Below are 14,534 nucleotides of genomic sequence, written 5' to 3' on the forward strand. Positions count from 1 at the left end.
CGGGCAGGGAAGACAGACGAGGTTAAGGTGGCGAACGATCCGATCCATCAGTTTCAGGTTTCCCGGTGGATTCCCATCGATGTAGGCGGTGTGGACCTTTCGTTCACGAACGTTTCGGCCTTCATGGTCGCAACCGTCGTGGTCGCTTCGGGCTTCCTTTATCTGACGTCTTCGGGCCGCGGCCTGATCCCGACCCGTCTGCAGTCGGTGTCGGAAATGGCTTACGAATTCGTGGCCACCAGCCTGCGGGATTCGGCAGGGTCGAAGGGCATGAAGTTCTTCCCCTTCGTCTTCTCGCTCTTCATGTTCGTTCTGGTCGCAAATTTCCTCGGTCTCTTCCCGTATTTCTATACGGTTACGAGCCAGATCATCGTGACCTTCGCGCTTGCGGTTCTGGTCATCGGTACGGTCATTGTCTACGGTTTCTTCAAGCACGGTCTTGGCTTCCTCAAGCTGTTCGTGCCGAGCGGTGTTCCCGGCATCATCGTGCCGCTGGTTGTCGCCATCGAAATCATCTCGTTCCTGTCGCGTCCGATCAGCCTCTCGGTTCGTCTCTTTGCGAACATGCTTGCTGGCCATATCACGCTCAAGGTTTTTGCGGGCTTCGTCGTCTCGTTGGCCGCACTTGGGCCCATTGGCATCGGCGGCGCTGTCCTGCCGCTGATCATGACGGTGGCGATCACCGCACTCGAATTCCTCGTAGCCTTCCTGCAGGCCTACGTGTTTACCGTTCTCACCTGCATGTACATCAACGACGCAGTACATCCGGGACACTGAGTTCAAGCCGGCGGGCGACCGCCAGAACTGAAATCCGCGCTTATATTCAATCCAGAAGGAGCTTAACATGGAAGCGGAAGCAGCAAAGTACATCGGCGCCGGTCTCGCCTGTTTCGGTATGGCCGGTACGGCTCTCGGCCTCGGCAATATCTTTGGCCAATACCTCTCCGGCGCTCTGCGCAACCCGTCCGCTGCTGACAGCCAGTTCGGCCGTCTGGTGTTCGGTTTCGCCGTTACGGAAGCTCTGGGCATCTTCTCGCTGCTCATCGCGCTTCTGCTCCTCTTCGCCGTCTAATCAACGGTTGCAAGGAACTGGCTGGCCGCGATCTGTATCTTGAAATGCAGCGCGGCTGGCCTTTGCATATGACGTCTGAGTAAGGCACGATCCCTCTCCATCTGGATCAGATCGTGCTGGATTAAAGGGGAAATCTGGATGTTCGTGTCCACGGCGTTTGCCCAAACCGCCACCGAATCGCAACCGGCACCTGCTGCTGGCGAGCACGGCGCAGCCGATGCTGTACACACCGAAACCGGGGTCGCCAACGATGCCGGACACGGCAGCGGCGTATTCCCGCCGTTTGATTCCACCCATTACGCATCGCAGATCCTTTGGCTCGCGATCACCTTCGGGCTTTTCTATCTGTTCATGTCGCGCGTGGTTCTGCCGCGCATCGGCGGCGTGATCGAAACGCGTCGCGACCGTATCGCTCAGGATCTCGAGCAGGCAGCCCGCCTCAAGCAGGACGCCGACAATGCTATTGCTGCTTACGAGCAGGAACTGACCCAGGCCCGCACCAAGGCTGCTTCGATCGCCGAAGCTGCTCGTGAAAAGGGCAAGGGCGAAGCCGACGCAGAACGCGCTACGGCCGAAGCAGCACTTGAAGGCAAGCTCAAGGAAGCTGAAGAACGTATCGCCGCGATCAAGGCCAAGGCCATGAACGACGTCGGCAACATTGCCGAGGAAACCACGGCAGAGATCGTCGAACAGCTTCTGGGCACCAAGGCCGACAAGGCTTCGGTAACAGCAGCCGTCAAGGCTTCGAACGCCTGAGGAGAGGACAATGGACGCTACATTTTGGGCACTGATTGGCCTCATTATCTTTCTGGCAATCCTGGCTTACCTGAAGGTTCCGGGCATGGTCGGTCGTTCGCTCGATGAGCGCGCTGACCGCATCAAGAACGAACTGGAAGAAGCCCGCACGCTTCGTGAAGAGGCCCAGCAGCTGCTGGCCGAATATCATCGCAAGCGCAAGGAAGCCGAAAAGGAAGCAGGCGACATCGTTGCTTCCGCCGAGCGTGAAGCCAAGGCACTTCTCGAAGACGCCAAGCGCGCGACGGAAGAATATGTTGCACGCCGCAACAAGCTTGCCGAGCAGAAGATCGCAACGGCTGAAGTCGATGCCATCAACGCAGTTCGCGCTTCGGCGGTCGATCTGGCAGTTGCTGCAGCTGGCAAGATCGTTGCCGACAAGGTCGACACGAAGGTCGCAGGCAACCTGTTCAAGGATGCTCTGTCGCAGGTCAAGTCGAACCTGAACTAATCCCGCCTTATACAGTTTTCTAGAAAACGCCGCCTCAAAAGGGCGGCGTTTTTTGTTTTCCGGATTGAGAAATCGATTTCGCTACAGTCCGATCAGCGGCTGGCTGCCATGCCACCCAATTTATGAAACAACGGTCGATATTCCTCCAAAACAAGATCATCCAGTACGCAGGCTTCCTCTGGCATGAACCACCGCAGTTCCGTATGTTCCCGGTCGCGAATGGCAGGGTGGCCGCTCCAGGCGGTGACGGTAAAGAGGTGGAATGACGCTGCCGGACTTGCGACCTCTATAGTGGTGAGGAACGAAAACGAGTGAAGCGTTAGTTCGAGCTCCTCTTGGATTTCCCGTTGGAGTGCGCGCTCAAAACTCTCTCCTGCTTCAACATGACCGCCCGGAAAGCTCCAACGGTTTGGATAGGCACGGCGATCCGGACTGCGACGGCCCAGAAGAATGCCTTTGGGGCCGACAAGAACTGCATTGACAATATCCGGCATGATGGTCTTTCGATGGTGTAACGTGAGGTCAGTCCTTGAGGCCCGTGAGATGGGCGAGCGGCAGCTCTCCCTGTGACTTGACCGTCTGGATGGCGAAGTTACTCCGAATGTCGATCACGCCGGGAAGCCGCAGCAGCGTGCCGGTTAGAAAGCGCTCATAGGCTGCGAGATCAGGCACCACCACCTGCAGTAGAAAGTCGGATTCTCCCGATACGAGATGGCATGAAAAGACCTCCGGCAGATTCTGCACGGAGGTGCGAAACGCCGTCGCGGTTTCCTCGTGATGGCGCTCCACCCGGATGCCCACGAAAACAGTCAGCCCAAGCCCGACCGCGTTTCGATCCAGCGCTGCATGATAGCCTTGAATGACGCCTGCCTTTTCGAGCATCTTGACGCGCCGCAGGCACGGAGAGGGCGACAGACCAATTTTCTCCGCCAATTGCACATTGGAGAGCCGCGCATCGTCCTGGAGTGCGGTCAGTATTTTGCGGTCGATAGCGTCCAGTTTCAGTGTTGGCATAATCCGACAATCATAGTTGTTATGTTGGCAGAATGTACCACAAATCCGTAACATTGCGCCACAAATCGCAAGGACATGCGCATCTATCTCCGCATAGTTTCGACCATGCAGCTGCTTCGCATAGCGGACCGGCTGGCACTCTCTTTTTTCGCATTAGCCTACGCAAAACTGCTTCGCGCTTTTGCTGGAAATGCTCTGGTGGACGATATCGATGAGCGAGATGTGGTTATATGCAGGCGCACTGGCTGCTGCATTTCTTATTCCTGGACCGGATATGCTTCTGCTCCTCCAGACTGGTGCAGCACAGGGCAGGACACATGCGCTTGCAGCGGCAGCAGGGCTTGCAATCGCGCGCGCTTGTCACGTCGCCCTTGCCGCACTTGGTCTGGCTGCACTTCTTCATGCTTTTCCTGTCGCGTTTCAGTTCGTTCGGATCATCGGTGCCTGCTATCTGGTCTGGATTGCCATCGGCATTCTGCGCCACCCCTTGCCGACAGTGGATGCAGCTGGCGGCGTGCGCGAACGCCGGTCCTATCTGGCTTCGGCTCGCAAGGGTCTCCTCACCAATCTGCTCAACCCGAAAGCGTTGCTTTTCTGTTCGGTCCTGCTGCCGCAGTTCATTCATCCCGAAAATGGCAGCATTACGCTCCAGTTCGCGTTGCTGGGGACCGTGATGACGATCGTGGGATTGTCGTTCGACACAATCTACGCCTTCACAGGTTCGTCGCTTGGAAGCCTGTTCAAACGTTATCCTGCCATACAGTCGGTACAGCGCTGGGGCTTTGCAGCGCTGCTTTTCGGCTTCGCGGCCAAGCTTGCAACTGTTTAAACGCTGTAACGGCCTTTGATGGGCGCGAAAGTATAGCGGTGGATGCCGGGAACGGGACCAGCCGTTTCTATGGCGGCGCGATGTTTCACGGTCGCGTAGCCGGCATGGATTTCCAGTCCGTAAGGTGGATGCGCCGCTCCGGCACGCATCATCATACGGTCGCGCGTTACCTTGGCGACGATGGAGGCCGCGGCGATGGAGACGGAACGCTGATCGCCTTTGACCAGAGCTGATCCGGGGCAGCGAAGTCCGGGCGGAACATCACGTCCGTCAATCAGCGCATGGCATGGCTGCAAGGTCAGGCAGACAGAAGCGCGACGCATGGCTTCAAGCGCGGCTTTCCTGATATCGCTTGCATCGATGCTGCGCGCGCTGAGGCTTGCCACCGAAACGGTGATGGCTTTTTCCAGAATGGTTTCGTAGAGCGCTTCACGCTTTACAGCCGTGAGACGCTTGGAATCGTCCAGACCGTTTGGAAGGTTGTCGATATCGAGCACCACGGCAGCAGCCACGACAGGACCGGCCAAAGGTCCACGTCCTGCTTCATCTATGCCGACGATGTGTTTCAGTCCGCGCGCAAGCAATCTTTTCTCTTCAGAAAAGTCAGGCGCGAGTGGGATATCAAAGAGAAGCGGAGAATCAGAAGCCGAGCGTTTCATTTGGCGGCGATGCTCGCATTGCTTCCGATTCTCCGCAAGGGCCCTGCTCGAGGATGGTGGCGTGAAAGCAGGTAGCCCCTCCGTCCGAAAAGAAATCAGACGGGAATTGAACTGACGACTGATAGGATATGCAGTTTGAAAAGCGGCACCAGCCCAAGGTGAAGTTCGCCTTTTGGAGCCCCTTTGTGTGCCTCGCCTAAAACAGTGAAAGCTGTTTGCCTCCCTTTTCGACCGGTTCGAACAGATCGGTGCGCAACTGAAGGCGACGCGCATTGAAACCGAGCTTGCGTGCTGTGATCTCGAAACGGCGTCCGATCTGCCATGCATAGGGACCTGTGCCGCGCATGCGCTTGCCCCATTCGGCATCGTAATCCTTGCCGTCGCGCATGGAGCGCACCAGCGACATGACATGACGATAGCGATCCGGGTAATTGCGCAGCAGCCAGTCCTTGAACAATGGGGCTACTTCGAGCGGCAGGCGCAGCAGAACATAACCCGCCTCGCGCGCGCCCTGCGCATAGGCTGCATCCAGAATGCGCTCAATCTCGTGATCGTTGATACCCGGAATGACCGGCCCCATCATGACGGACGCTGGAATACCCGCATCGGCCAGCTTACGGATGGCCTGAAGCCGCAGTGTCGGCGTCGAGGCGCGCGGCTCCATCGTGCGAGACAGATGAGCATCGAGCGTCGTGACTGACAAGGCGACCTTGGCCAGCCCTTTCTCGGCCATGCGGCTTAGAATATCGACGTCACGCACCACCAGGGCGGATTTCGTCACGATGCCGACCGGATGATTGGCAGCCTCCAGCACTTCGAGAATTTCGCGCATGATGCGCCATTTCTTCTCGACCGGCTGATAGGGATCTGTATTGGTGCCGATGGCGATGGTCCTCGGCTGATAATTGGGCTTGGCGAGCTCGCGCTCCAGAAGGCGCGCTGCATCCGGCTTCGCGAACAGGCGGGATTCGAAATCGAGACCGGCAGAAAGCCCCATGTAACTATGGGTCGGACGGGCAAAGCAATAGATGCAACCGTGCTCGCAACCGCGATAGGGATTGATCGAGCGGTCGAAATTGATGTCGGGTGAATCATTGCGGGTGATGATCGTGCGCGGCTTTTCGATCTGCACGTCGGTCTTGAACGGCGGCAGTTCCTCAAGCGTGGTCCAGCCGTCATCGAAATCATGCCGCGTCGTCGGCTCGAAGCGTCCGGTCGGGTTGATGCCCGCGCCGCGTCCGCGCCTGCGAGCATGATCGATGCGCAGGCCTGCCTCACCGATCATCGCATTGGCGTGATCCGCGCGTCCACTACCGAAGGCAGCCATGTCGGCCTGCTTGATGATATCTGCCTGCTGGATCACTTCCATTTTCGTCTCCCTGAATGGAAACATCTGGCGTTGTGCAGCCACGGCGAAAGCAAACCGGGGAACAGGAGCCCCCTTCAGGGCTGAAAACTGTTCTGTTACGCGTGCCGTGTTGCCATGCGATTCTGTTCTGATGAATCTATTCCTATCGCAAGATTTAGAACAAAGCAAGAACATATGTGCAGCAGCTTTCCGTTCACGCGTTCTTGATATATGAAACGCGCATGTTGTCCGTGGTCATCGAAACCCTGAATTCAGAAAGAGCACTGGCCCACACGCTTTCGGCTTTGGTGCCGGCTGTTGTGGAGGGGTTGCTGCGCCGTGTTACGGTCGTCGACCGGGGGTCATCGGACGAAACCGCTCTCGTCGCGCTCGGTGCCGGCTGTAGCTTTTATGCCGAAATGGATATTGAGGCGGCGCTCGCAGAAATCCGCACGCCGTGGGTACTGTTGCTGAAACCGGGCGCTATTCCGCAGGAAGGATGGGAGGAAGTCCTCCGCCGCCACATGGATAATGATGGGGGTACTGCGCGCTTTTCACTGCCGGAAGATAGCGGCTTCGGCACGGTCCGTAAAATCTTCGGCCACAAGGCGACGCTCGATGCCGGGCTTCTGGTTCGGTTGGATCTTTTGAAGCCGCTGTTGCTCGACGGCGTGGCGTTTGATCTGCTTCCACAGCACTTGCGGCCGGTCCGTCTCAAACACCCCATTCTGCCGCCCGACGAAGACTGAACAAAACAAAAAGGCGAAGCTGGAAGCTTCGCCCTTTTCGTCAGACATGCTGACCGGATTAGTTCTGGCCGGATTAGTTCTGGTAAGAGGAAGGCGAAGCATCGCCAAAGCGATGAGCCGAACCGTCCTGATAGACCGGAGCCTTGATCGAAGCAGGAGCCGTGTAGTCGAGCTTCTGGCTCTGCGTTGCAACCGGCGTACGGTCGTTTGCATAGAGATCGGCAGGTTCGCCGACATGCGGGTTTTCAGCGAAAGCAGCACCGGCGCTAAGGGCAACGGCAACAGCAGCAAGAGCAAACTTTTTCATTTTCGTAATCCTTAAAATCGCCCCTTCGGATGGCATAGAAGCCTTTCCGGGGCTCCCGGGTGGCACTATGCCATCCATCGGGGAGATAACTGGGGAAGCTGAATGATTGGGAGGAATATCCAGCTTGGGAATTCATCGGGGCGTCATCCGCTGGGAGGCTTTTGACGACGTCCTGCGCCTAAGTTTTCGGAAAACTTAGTTCTGGTAGCTCGAAGGCGATGCGTCACCGAAGCGATGAGCCGAACCGTCCTGGAATGAGGACTGGCTGATCGAAGCGGGAGCGGTGTAGTCGACCTTCTGGGAAGCAACCGGGGTGCGGTCGTTTGCATAAAGATCGGCAGGTTCGCCAACGCGTGGGTTTTCAGCAAAGGCAGCACCGGCGCTAAGAGCGAGGGCAGCGGCAGCAAGAACAATCTTTTTCATTTTCCTATCTCCTTGGAAAGTGGAGCGGCGTTTTGTTCGTCGTTCCGATGCAGCTGAAATGGGTGACAGTGGGTAAAAGTTCCAGTCACGAAAATGTTTTCTTAATCACACATTCGTGCAGCCAATTTTATGGAATGTAGATGATTTATGAGAAATAACTAAATATAATCAATAAGTTATATTATATATCAGTATTCACGAAACTGTTGTAAAAGGCATTTTGTTCAAAAAGAGCGAACAGTCTGTCCCAATATATTGTCCAATGAGAGTGAACAATAGGGCGATTTTTCAGACTCTCGGTTGGGAGGCCGTTCAGAAACTACTTTTGGGAGGGAGCCGTTTGGGTTGCGATGACGAACCAGTCGGGTCGTTCGGCCAAGAGAAGTGCTGCTGCCCGCTCTGTGGCGGCCATATCTTCGTAGATCGCATAACAGGTTGCACCTGAGCCTGACATCTGCGCGTAAAGCGATCCGCTTGCGCGAAGCAGGTCAAGTTTGTCACCGATCTGGGGGGCAAGTTTTAGGGCCGGAGGCAGAAGATCGTTGCGGGTTGTCTGCAGATAGGCGCAAAGGGGGGCGATATCTGCATGGGAGCCAAGGTTCAGCGCTGGATGGTCGCGTTTGTCGAGTGCGCGAAAGACATCCGGCGTTGCAACAGCGGTTCCATCATTGACGAGGAGCATCGGCAAGGCTGGAATTCCGACAACCGGGTTCAGGTCTTCACCGATGCCGCGCGCGGCAAGCGGCGTGCCCTTGGATGCGCCATGCAGGCACATGGGCAGATCGGCGCCAAGGGTAAGCCCCATCGCGGCGAGTTGCTCTAAACCGAGATCGAGCCCCCACAATTCATCGAGTGCGAGCAGCGTTGCTGCAGCATCGCTCGATCCGCCGCCTATACCCGACGCAATCGGAAGGTTCTTTTCCAAATGAACGGCGACGGGCGGCAATGCCCTTTGCGCATGATCACGCAAGGCCTCGCGTGCCTTGAGAACCAGATTGCCACCATCGAGCGGCATGCCTTTTGCGAAAGGGCCGCTGACCGTGAAGCTATCCTTTTCAGCGTGCTCGATGCGGATGATGTCGCCATAGCGCGCAAAGACCACCAGCATATCGAGCAGATGATAGCCATCGTCACGACGCCCTGTAACATGCAGTGCGAGATTGATCTTGGCCGGGGCCAGACGCGTCACCGCATGTGCGGACCCGGCATTCGCGGGCGTTTCGGTTGTCGGAAAAAGGGTCATTTCTGGCTACGGACCGGGAATAGCGCATTTCCAGCAAAAGTGTGAAACGGTTTTGCGTGAGGCAAATGCTATGAAACAAATAGTTGGAGCGGCTCCGACGATATTGTTAAAATTGGAACCGCTCTTCAGAAAACATGGCATCCGGTTGCGGCGAGCAACCGCACCACTTCGTTGGCAACCTCTCTTACAAGACAGGTCAGTCCTTCTTGACGTAATATTCGCCGGTTTTAGGGTCCTGCACCAACGTGCCTTGAGCCCGGTTCTGCGCTTCCTTTTCTGCCTGACGCACACGCTGGGACACGCGCGAAGCTTCACGCTTGAACGAGCGATAGCCGTACCAGGCGGCGGCGATGATCAGCAGCAGAAAGATGAGCTGGGGCATGGCCTCAAGTCCTTAAGGGTCGCATTTCGGATCGCCGGATCGCAACGCCGAAATGCCGAATGTTCATGAAGGGGCGGGAAGCAGCCCACCCCGCTTTCTGACACCATATCATGGTGAAACGAGGGAATTCAAAGCTTTGGTTCGAAAATCGACGCTGATTTTCGACTTAGCTTTGTTTTTACAGGCCATAACGGCCCCAAAGTGCCTTTTCTTCGGCTACTGAAAGCAGCCCGTCGCCGAGATGCGCGGCAATGGCAGCCGGTTCAAGATTACCGAGTGCCATATCAACGGCCATATCCACACCCGGCATCTTGCGCCCCAGAAGGCCGCGTTTCTGTTCCACGAGTTTGAGCTTGACCTTGTCGCCGTAGGTTTTGCGCAGGAAGCTGCGCATATCGCCAAGCCCGTCAATCAGGCCAAGCTCATGCCCCTTGATGCCGGTCCAGAACAGCCCGGTAAACAGGTCCTTGTCTTCTGCAAGTTTCGTACCGCGCCGTTCCTTCACCATGTCGATGAAGGTCTCGTGGATTTCGAGCTGCAGTGATTTCAGCCGCTCTATGTCGGCCTTCTTCTCCGGCTGGAACGGGTCGAGCGTCACCTTGTTGGAGCCTGCCGTATAGACGCGGCGCTCCACACCGATCTTTTTCAGAAGTTCGGGGAAGCCGAACGAGGCCGTCACCACGCCGATAGAACCCACGATGGATGACGGATCGGCGATGATTTCGTCACCAGCCAGCGCGATCATGTAGCCACCCGAGGCGGCAACATCTTCGACGAAGATAAAAACCTTCTTCTGGTGTTCGGCGGCAAGGTCGCGGATACGCCGGTAGATCAGTCGGGACTGAACCGGTGATCCGCCGGGTGAGTTGAGCGAAATGGCGACGGCGGGCGTCTCCTTGTCGGTGAACGCCTTTTCAAGGACTGCTGCTGTCGACGCCAGTGAAAGCATCGGACGGAATGCAGATCCACCGGACATGATGGCACCATGCAGCCGCACGACAGGTATCTCGATGGAAACCGAGCGGAAGCGGCGTGGAACAAGGCGCGTCAATAAACCGGGCAAGGCAAACTCCTGCTAATTGAAATCATTCAGGCTCTCAGCCGGAATGTAGGAAGCCATTTGGGAAACACAAAGAAAACCGCCCGGAAATTTTGTTTTCCGGGCGGTGATGTCGTTTCTGTCAGGTGTTTTTCGGCTTTGTGACCAGCCGCAGCAGGATATAGCCGCAAACGGCCGACAGGCCCGAACCGGCCAGAACGCCGATCTTCGTTTCCGCCTGCATGAGATCGGACGGGAAGGAGAGAAGGCCGATGAAGATGCTCATTGTAAAGCCGATCCCGCACAGGACCGCCACGCCGTAAAGCTGGATCCACGTGGCCCCGAGCGGCTTTTGTGCGAGGCCTGTCTTGATCGCGAGCCAGGCTGCACCGAAAACGCCGAGCTGTTTGCCGATGAAGAGGCCAAGCATAATGCCAAGCGTGAGTGTATCCCGCATCACCGAGGCATCGAGACCGGCAAACGATATGCCCGCATTGGCGAAGCCGAAAATCGGCACGATGATGAAGGCAACAGGCTTGGCCAGCGCGTGTTCCAGCACATGCAGCGGCGAGGTCATGTCGTCAGGCCTGCCGGGCGCGGCCTTCAGCGGAATCATAAGTGCTGTCACCACGCCTGCAACCGTTGCATGAACACCGGAATTCAACACGAAGAACCAGAGCGCTGCTCCGCCGATCAGGTAGGGCAGGAGCTTCATCACGCCCATCCGGTTCATGACGAACAGAACGATAGCGGCGGCGAAAGCTCCGCCAAGATATGGCATGGAGATTTCAGCCGTATAGAAAATGGCGATGATGACGACGGCTGCGAGATCGTCCAGGATAGCAAGTGTCGCCAGAAACACCTTGAGGCTGGAAGGAACCCGTGAACCCAGAAGCGACAGAACGCCGAGCGCGAAGGCGATGTCGGTGGCAGATGGCACAGCCCAGCCGCGTACCTTGGCAGGGTCGTGCCAGTTCAACGCGGTGAAGATGATGGCTGGCAGGATGACGCCGCCCGCAGCGGCGATACCGGGCAGCATTCGGTTTGGCCAGCTTGCCAGTTGACCGTCGAGAAATTCGCGTTTGATCTCCAGCCCCACAAGCAGGAAGAACACCGCCATAAAGGCATCGTTGATCCAGTCTGTCAGACTCAGCGGACCGATATGAGTGTGCAGTATATCGAAATAGGCCTGCGAGAACGGAGAATTCGCCACGATCAGCGCAAGCGCTGCCGCCACCATGAGGCTTACACCCCCTGCAGATTCGCTATCCAGAAAGCGCCGCATGATGGATACGGGGCGGCTTTGATTTGGGCTATGGTTCATTGGTTCCCGTTGCCTGTTCTTGTCGTTTTGCTGTTTGCGCTTTTTCGGAAAAGGGCGGCGGGGAGCCGCAGAACGAAAATTGCGGTTTTAGGAATATTGGCTCGAATATAGGGTTTCAACCAAAATCACCCGCTCGGACCGAAATCGGCAGGTCTGGACCATCGGAACTTCCGGAATGCTACCGTGTTATCCGATCCGGGAGGACATCACGATGGTGCTCACAGCTATTTTCGCCCAGCTCAATTGCTCCGACCTCGCACGCAGCACGGAATGGTTTGCCACGATCTTCGATCGCAATCCCGATGCGCGACCGATGCAGGGACTGGCTGAATGGCATCACGGTTTGAGCGCGGGCTTCCAGCTTTACCAGAACCCGGCGGAAGCAGGGCACGGCACACTGACACTCATCGTCCGCGATGTACGAGCCGAACATGCGCGTCTTTCATTCGACGGGATTCACCCCGGAAATGTCGAGATAGCTGACTATACGACGATTCTGAGATTGCACGACCCGGACCGTAATCTGGTCGTGCTGGCACAACCGCGTTTCTAGATCAGAGCGTCGAGCCCGTTATTGATGCCGTTGGCGCGTGGGGTGAAGCCGTGGCCGTCGCTGCCGTGGAGAACAAGCGCCGGCATCAGCGAAAGACCGGCGCGGCTCCCGCGTGTGCCTGTCACGACAATACGGATCGCCGCCGCTTCGGGGCGGGGCTGAACGGGAATGATTCTCAGCCCGCCAAATCGTCCCGACAGTGCTTCGAGGATGGAAGAAATCGAACCGGGTCGGGCAATAATGGCAATGCCTCCACCAGGCTTCACAATGGCCGCCGCAGTGCGCACCCATTGCTCGAACATACCTTCGGGCATGACATGCGCTTCCGCCTTCAGCGGATCGGGTGTGCTGCGATCGCGCGCTTCGTTGAAGGGCGGATTCATGATGACGAAGTCGAAACTGTTGTCGACAAGCCCTGCGGCGATGCGCGCCTTGCCTCTCAGGCCGACGTCGGCTTCGATCACACTGATACGGCCTGCAAGAGCGGCGTTCAGCGGATGTGCAACACTTCTGCGGGCAAAGCCCGCCATGAAAGCGGAACGTTCGACGAGGGTGATATTGGCGTCAGGGCAGCGCGACGCAACAGCAAGCCCTGCAGCGCCCGCACCGCTACCAAGATCGGCAACGCGCCCGGCAAAGCCGTTTGGAACGGAGCTTGCCAGAATCATCGCATCCACACCGGAACGATGGCCTTTCAATGCGGGCTGGATGAGGTGAAACGCCCCACGATGAAACACATCGAGCGTTTCTCCAGCCTCATCTTCAGTTTCAAAACTTGCTTCCGAAGTCATCGATCGCGCAGTTCGTGTTCAATCTCGGCATCGATCAGAATCTGCCTTGCTTCTTCAAGCTGCTCTTCGCTGACCAGAAGGCGGCGCGGCAATACGCCCAAAGAGCCTTCGATGATGCTCATATTCGTGTCGGCAATGAAATAGGCGATCCCGGCCTCTTTCATCAAGGCCTCGGCAAAGGACAGCAGAACGGAATCATTCGTACGGATAAGTTCGATCATTTGAACAGTTTGTAGCGAATGCACCGCATTGACAACAGCTTCCTTCAATGGTGAACAGGCGCTGGAATAGTATCGCTTTGAGGGCGCTTTGGGGGCAGTTGCGTCTTGAGCAATCCGGTCCGTTTCAATAATGTGACCGGGCAGCTAGGAGAAATGGCATTGGGTGTGGTTCTAAATCTGGACGGTAAAAAGAAACAGGAAGGATCGGTTCAACCGCTTGTCGATCTGACAAAGGCCGATATGGCGCGGGTGAACGAGATGATCCTTTCCCGGGCCGGGTCCGATGTTGAAATGATACCGGAAGTCGCCAATCATCTGATTTCCTCAGGCGGCAAGCGCCTGCGTCCCATGATGACGCTCGCGGCAGCTCGCATGTTCGGCTACGAAGGCGACGGTCATGTGCGTCTCGCGACTGCTGTGGAATTCATGCACACTGCGACGCTTCTGCACGACGATGTGGTTGATGAAAGCGATCTGCGGCGCGGAAAAAGCACGGCGCGCATGATCTGGGGCAACCAGGCCAGCGTTCTCGTTGGCGATTTCCTTCTGGGGCAGGCCTTCAAGATGATGGTTGATGTCGGTTCGCTCGACGCGCTCGACGTTCTGGCGACCTCGGCTTCGGTGATCGCCGAAGGCGAAGTAATGCAGCTTGCCGCTGCCAAGAACATGGAAACCACCGAAGACGAATATCTGGCGGTCATCAAGGCCAAGACTGCGGCGCTGTTCTCGGCTGCCGGTGAAGTCGGCCCGATCATCGCCGGCGCGCAGCGTTCGGATCGTGCGGCGCTGCGCGATTATGGCCTCAATCTCGGTCTTGCCTTCCAGCTGGTCGATGACGCGCTCGATTATGGCGGCTCGGCAGCCGATCTCGGCAAGAATACCGGTGACGATTTCCGCGAAGGCAAGATCACGCTCCCGGTGATTCTGAGCTATCGCCGCGGCACCGACGATGAGCGCGCTTTCTGGAAACACGCAATCGAAGACGGTGCGAGCGATGACGCCTCGCTTGAAAAGGCCATCGGCCTGATGACGAAGCACGGCGCGATTGCCGACACGGTTCAGCGCGCGCGGCATTTCGGCGAAATTGCCCGCGATGCTCTGGCACCTCTGAAAACGACGCCTCAAAAGGACGCGCTGATCGAAGTCATTGATTTCTGCATCAGCCGCGTGAACTGACAGGCAACAGCTGCAAGCTACCGCCAGCATTTCTTGCGGGTGAAGAATACCCAGGAAAAGCGTCCCATCACGGATGCTTTTCTTGCCCCGCCATCCCAAAAAGGCCATGCTTGGGGTGCCTTTTCCGGCAAAGAGACAGCGTGCCCCGGCTTTTGAGC

At 57.1% G+C, this 14,534-nt stretch carries 20 protein-coding genes; 8 read left to right on the forward strand and 12 right to left on the reverse strand.

Going from position 1 to position 14,534, the window contains the following annotated elements; all coding sequences use genetic code 11:
- Positions 1-27 precede the first annotated feature (27 nt).
- The 4 genes from CES86_RS15345 to CES86_RS15360 all read left to right on the forward strand — a co-directional run bounded on the left by CES86_RS15345 (position 28) and on the right by CES86_RS15360 (position 2,318).
- Complete coding sequence (locus CES86_RS15345; protein ID WP_010658321.1) at positions 28-777, forward strand: F0F1 ATP synthase subunit A; 750 nt, start codon at positions 28-30, stop codon at positions 775-777.
- A gap of 67 nt (positions 778-844) precedes the next feature.
- Entirely contained in the window at positions 845-1,072 is a 228-nt protein-coding gene (locus tag CES86_RS15350) for a F0F1 ATP synthase subunit C (RefSeq protein WP_002963544.1), read from the forward strand.
- Positions 1,073-1,210: 138 nt separating this feature from the next.
- The gene (locus CES86_RS15355; RefSeq protein WP_010658322.1) at positions 1,211-1,828 is read left to right on the forward strand and encodes a F0F1 ATP synthase subunit B; all 618 of its coding nucleotides are present in this window, start codon (positions 1,211-1,213) and stop codon (positions 1,826-1,828) included.
- Positions 1,829-1,838: 10 nt separating this feature from the next.
- Entirely contained in the window at positions 1,839-2,318 is a 480-nt protein-coding gene (locus CES86_RS15360; RefSeq protein WP_010658323.1) for a F0F1 ATP synthase subunit B, read from the forward strand.
- A 92-nt stretch (positions 2,319-2,410) separates the two neighbouring features.
- Here CES86_RS15360 and CES86_RS15365 read toward each other — a convergent pair whose 3' ends face one another.
- Positions 2,411-2,812, reverse strand: coding sequence for an NUDIX domain-containing protein (locus CES86_RS15365; protein ID WP_029925620.1), 402 nt, complete (start codon positions 2,810-2,812; stop codon positions 2,411-2,413).
- 28 nt (positions 2,813-2,840) lie between these two features.
- Positions 2,841-3,332 carry an Lrp/AsnC family transcriptional regulator gene (locus CES86_RS15370; protein WP_029925618.1) on the reverse strand — a complete coding sequence of 164 codons (492 nt, stop codon included), beginning with the start codon at positions 3,330-3,332 and terminating at the stop codon, positions 2,841-2,843.
- A gap of 211 nt (positions 3,333-3,543) precedes the next feature.
- On the opposite strand from CES86_RS15370, the gene CES86_RS15375 reads away from it, so the two are divergent.
- Positions 3,544-4,161, forward strand: a complete 618-nt coding sequence (locus CES86_RS15375) for a LysE family translocator (protein WP_029925616.1) — start codon at positions 3,544-3,546, stop codon at positions 4,159-4,161.
- Here CES86_RS15375 and CES86_RS15380 read toward each other — a convergent pair.
- Together CES86_RS15380 and CES86_RS15385 are read right to left on the reverse strand one after the other, a co-directional pair.
- Positions 4,158-4,820 carry a ribonuclease HII gene (locus tag CES86_RS15380; RefSeq protein ID WP_036595825.1) on the reverse strand — a complete coding sequence of 221 codons (663 nt, stop codon included), beginning with the start codon at positions 4,818-4,820 and terminating at the stop codon, positions 4,158-4,160. The two genes, CES86_RS15375 and CES86_RS15380, sit on opposite strands and share 4 nt — an antisense overlap.
- A gap of 196 nt (positions 4,821-5,016) precedes the next feature.
- Positions 5,017-6,189, reverse strand: a complete 1,173-nt coding sequence (locus CES86_RS15385) for a PA0069 family radical SAM protein (protein WP_029925611.1) — start codon at positions 6,187-6,189, stop codon at positions 5,017-5,019.
- A 221-nt stretch (positions 6,190-6,410) separates the two neighbouring features.
- Between CES86_RS15385 and CES86_RS15390 the strand changes: the two genes are divergently transcribed.
- The gene (locus CES86_RS15390) at positions 6,411-6,917 is read left to right on the forward strand and encodes a glycosyltransferase family protein (RefSeq protein WP_029925609.1); all 507 of its coding nucleotides are present in this window, start codon (positions 6,411-6,413) and stop codon (positions 6,915-6,917) included.
- Between the two features lie 73 nt (positions 6,918-6,990).
- Here CES86_RS15390 and CES86_RS15395 read toward each other — a convergent pair whose 3' ends face one another.
- From CES86_RS15395 to nhaA, 6 genes are all read right to left on the reverse strand, one after another.
- On the reverse strand, positions 6,991-7,224 hold the full coding sequence (locus CES86_RS15395; RefSeq protein ID WP_010658330.1) for a hypothetical protein: 234 nt from the start codon (positions 7,222-7,224) through the stop codon (positions 6,991-6,993).
- Positions 7,225-7,419: 195 nt separating this feature from the next.
- Positions 7,420-7,647 carry a hypothetical protein gene (locus CES86_RS15400; protein WP_012090790.1) on the reverse strand — a complete coding sequence of 76 codons (228 nt, stop codon included), beginning with the start codon at positions 7,645-7,647 and terminating at the stop codon, positions 7,420-7,422.
- Positions 7,648-7,966: 319 nt separating this feature from the next.
- Positions 7,967-8,890 (reverse strand): 4-(cytidine 5'-diphospho)-2-C-methyl-D-erythritol kinase, encoded by a 924-nt coding sequence (locus CES86_RS15405; protein WP_094514844.1) that lies wholly within the window; start codon positions 8,888-8,890, stop codon positions 7,967-7,969.
- Positions 8,891-9,086: 196 nt separating this feature from the next.
- The gene (locus CES86_RS15410; RefSeq protein ID WP_010658334.1) at positions 9,087-9,272 is read right to left on the reverse strand and encodes a membrane protein; all 186 of its coding nucleotides are present in this window, start codon (positions 9,270-9,272) and stop codon (positions 9,087-9,089) included.
- 178 nt (positions 9,273-9,450) lie between these two features.
- The gene (locus tag CES86_RS15415; protein WP_029925606.1) at positions 9,451-10,335 is read right to left on the reverse strand and encodes a S49 family peptidase; all 885 of its coding nucleotides are present in this window, start codon (positions 10,333-10,335) and stop codon (positions 9,451-9,453) included.
- Between the two features lie 118 nt (positions 10,336-10,453).
- A complete protein-coding gene (gene nhaA, locus CES86_RS15420; RefSeq protein ID WP_029925604.1) occupies positions 10,454-11,635 on the reverse strand; it encodes a Na+/H+ antiporter NhaA in 1,182 nt (393 codons plus the stop codon).
- 211 nt (positions 11,636-11,846) lie between these two features.
- Between nhaA and CES86_RS15425 the strand changes: the two genes are divergently transcribed.
- The gene (locus tag CES86_RS15425) at positions 11,847-12,188 is read left to right on the forward strand and encodes a VOC family protein (protein WP_029925602.1); all 342 of its coding nucleotides are present in this window, start codon (positions 11,847-11,849) and stop codon (positions 12,186-12,188) included.
- On the opposite strand, the gene CES86_RS15430 is transcribed toward CES86_RS15425, so the two are convergent.
- Both CES86_RS15430 and CES86_RS15435 read right to left on the reverse strand, forming a co-directional pair.
- Positions 12,185-12,979, reverse strand: a complete 795-nt coding sequence (locus tag CES86_RS15430) for a tRNA1(Val) (adenine(37)-N6)-methyltransferase (protein ID WP_012090795.1) — start codon at positions 12,977-12,979, stop codon at positions 12,185-12,187. The genes CES86_RS15425 and CES86_RS15430 overlap by 4 nt on opposite strands.
- Complete coding sequence (locus tag CES86_RS15435) at positions 12,976-13,200, reverse strand: putative signal transducing protein (protein WP_010658339.1); 225 nt, start codon at positions 13,198-13,200, stop codon at positions 12,976-12,978. The genes CES86_RS15430 and CES86_RS15435 overlap by 4 nt, the downstream gene beginning before the upstream one ends.
- A 159-nt stretch (positions 13,201-13,359) precedes the next feature.
- On the opposite strand from CES86_RS15435, the gene CES86_RS15440 reads away from it, so the two are divergent.
- Complete coding sequence (locus CES86_RS15440) at positions 13,360-14,376, forward strand: polyprenyl synthetase family protein (RefSeq protein ID WP_029925599.1); 1,017 nt, start codon at positions 13,360-13,362, stop codon at positions 14,374-14,376.
- Positions 14,377-14,534 lie beyond the last annotated feature (158 nt).

The organism is Brucella lupini (genome assembly GCF_002252535.1).
GTDB classification, from domain to species: Bacteria; Pseudomonadota; Alphaproteobacteria; order Rhizobiales; family Rhizobiaceae; genus Brucella; species Brucella anthropi.

Excerpts from the sequence above, each read along its gene's own strand:
- CES86_RS15350 (WP_002963544.1), top strand. The coding sequence starts at position 845 with ATGGAAGCGGAAGCAGCAAAGTACATCGGCGCCGGTCTCGCCTGTTTC.
- CES86_RS15355 (WP_010658322.1), top strand. The coding sequence starts at position 1,211 with ATGTTCGTGTCCACGGCGTTTGCCCAAACCGCCACCGAATCGCAACCG.
- CES86_RS15360 (WP_010658323.1), top strand. The coding sequence starts at position 1,839 with ATGGACGCTACATTTTGGGCACTGATTGGCCTCATTATCTTTCTGGCA.
- CES86_RS15365 (WP_029925620.1), bottom strand. The coding sequence starts at position 2,812 with ATGCCGGATATTGTCAATGCAGTTCTTGTCGGCCCCAAAGGCATTCTT.
- CES86_RS15370 (WP_029925618.1), bottom strand. The coding sequence starts at position 3,332 with ATGCCAACACTGAAACTGGACGCTATCGACCGCAAAATACTGACCGCA.
- CES86_RS15375 (WP_029925616.1), top strand. The coding sequence starts at position 3,544 with ATGAGCGAGATGTGGTTATATGCAGGCGCACTGGCTGCTGCATTTCTT.
- CES86_RS15380 (WP_036595825.1), bottom strand. The coding sequence starts at position 4,820 with ATGAAACGCTCGGCTTCTGATTCTCCGCTTCTCTTTGATATCCCACTC.
- CES86_RS15385 (WP_029925611.1), bottom strand. The coding sequence starts at position 6,189 with ATGGAAGTGATCCAGCAGGCAGATATCATCAAGCAGGCCGACATGGCT.
- CES86_RS15390 (WP_029925609.1), top strand. The coding sequence starts at position 6,411 with ATGTTGTCCGTGGTCATCGAAACCCTGAATTCAGAAAGAGCACTGGCC.
- CES86_RS15395 (WP_010658330.1), bottom strand. The coding sequence starts at position 7,224 with ATGAAAAAGTTTGCTCTTGCTGCTGTTGCCGTTGCCCTTAGCGCCGGT.
- CES86_RS15400 (WP_012090790.1), bottom strand. The coding sequence starts at position 7,647 with ATGAAAAAGATTGTTCTTGCTGCCGCTGCCCTCGCTCTTAGCGCCGGT.
- CES86_RS15405 (WP_094514844.1), bottom strand. The coding sequence starts at position 8,890 with ATGACCCTTTTTCCGACAACCGAAACGCCCGCGAATGCCGGGTCCGCA.
- CES86_RS15410 (WP_010658334.1), bottom strand. The coding sequence starts at position 9,272 with ATGCCCCAGCTCATCTTTCTGCTGCTGATCATCGCCGCCGCCTGGTAC.
- nhaA (WP_029925604.1), bottom strand. The coding sequence starts at position 11,635 with ATGAACCATAGCCCAAATCAAAGCCGCCCCGTATCCATCATGCGGCGC.
- CES86_RS15425 (WP_029925602.1), top strand. The coding sequence starts at position 11,847 with ATGGTGCTCACAGCTATTTTCGCCCAGCTCAATTGCTCCGACCTCGCA.
- CES86_RS15430 (WP_012090795.1), bottom strand. The coding sequence starts at position 12,979 with ATGACTTCGGAAGCAAGTTTTGAAACTGAAGATGAGGCTGGAGAAACG.
- CES86_RS15435 (WP_010658339.1), bottom strand. The coding sequence starts at position 13,200 with ATGATCGAACTTATCCGTACGAATGATTCCGTTCTGCTGTCCTTTGCC.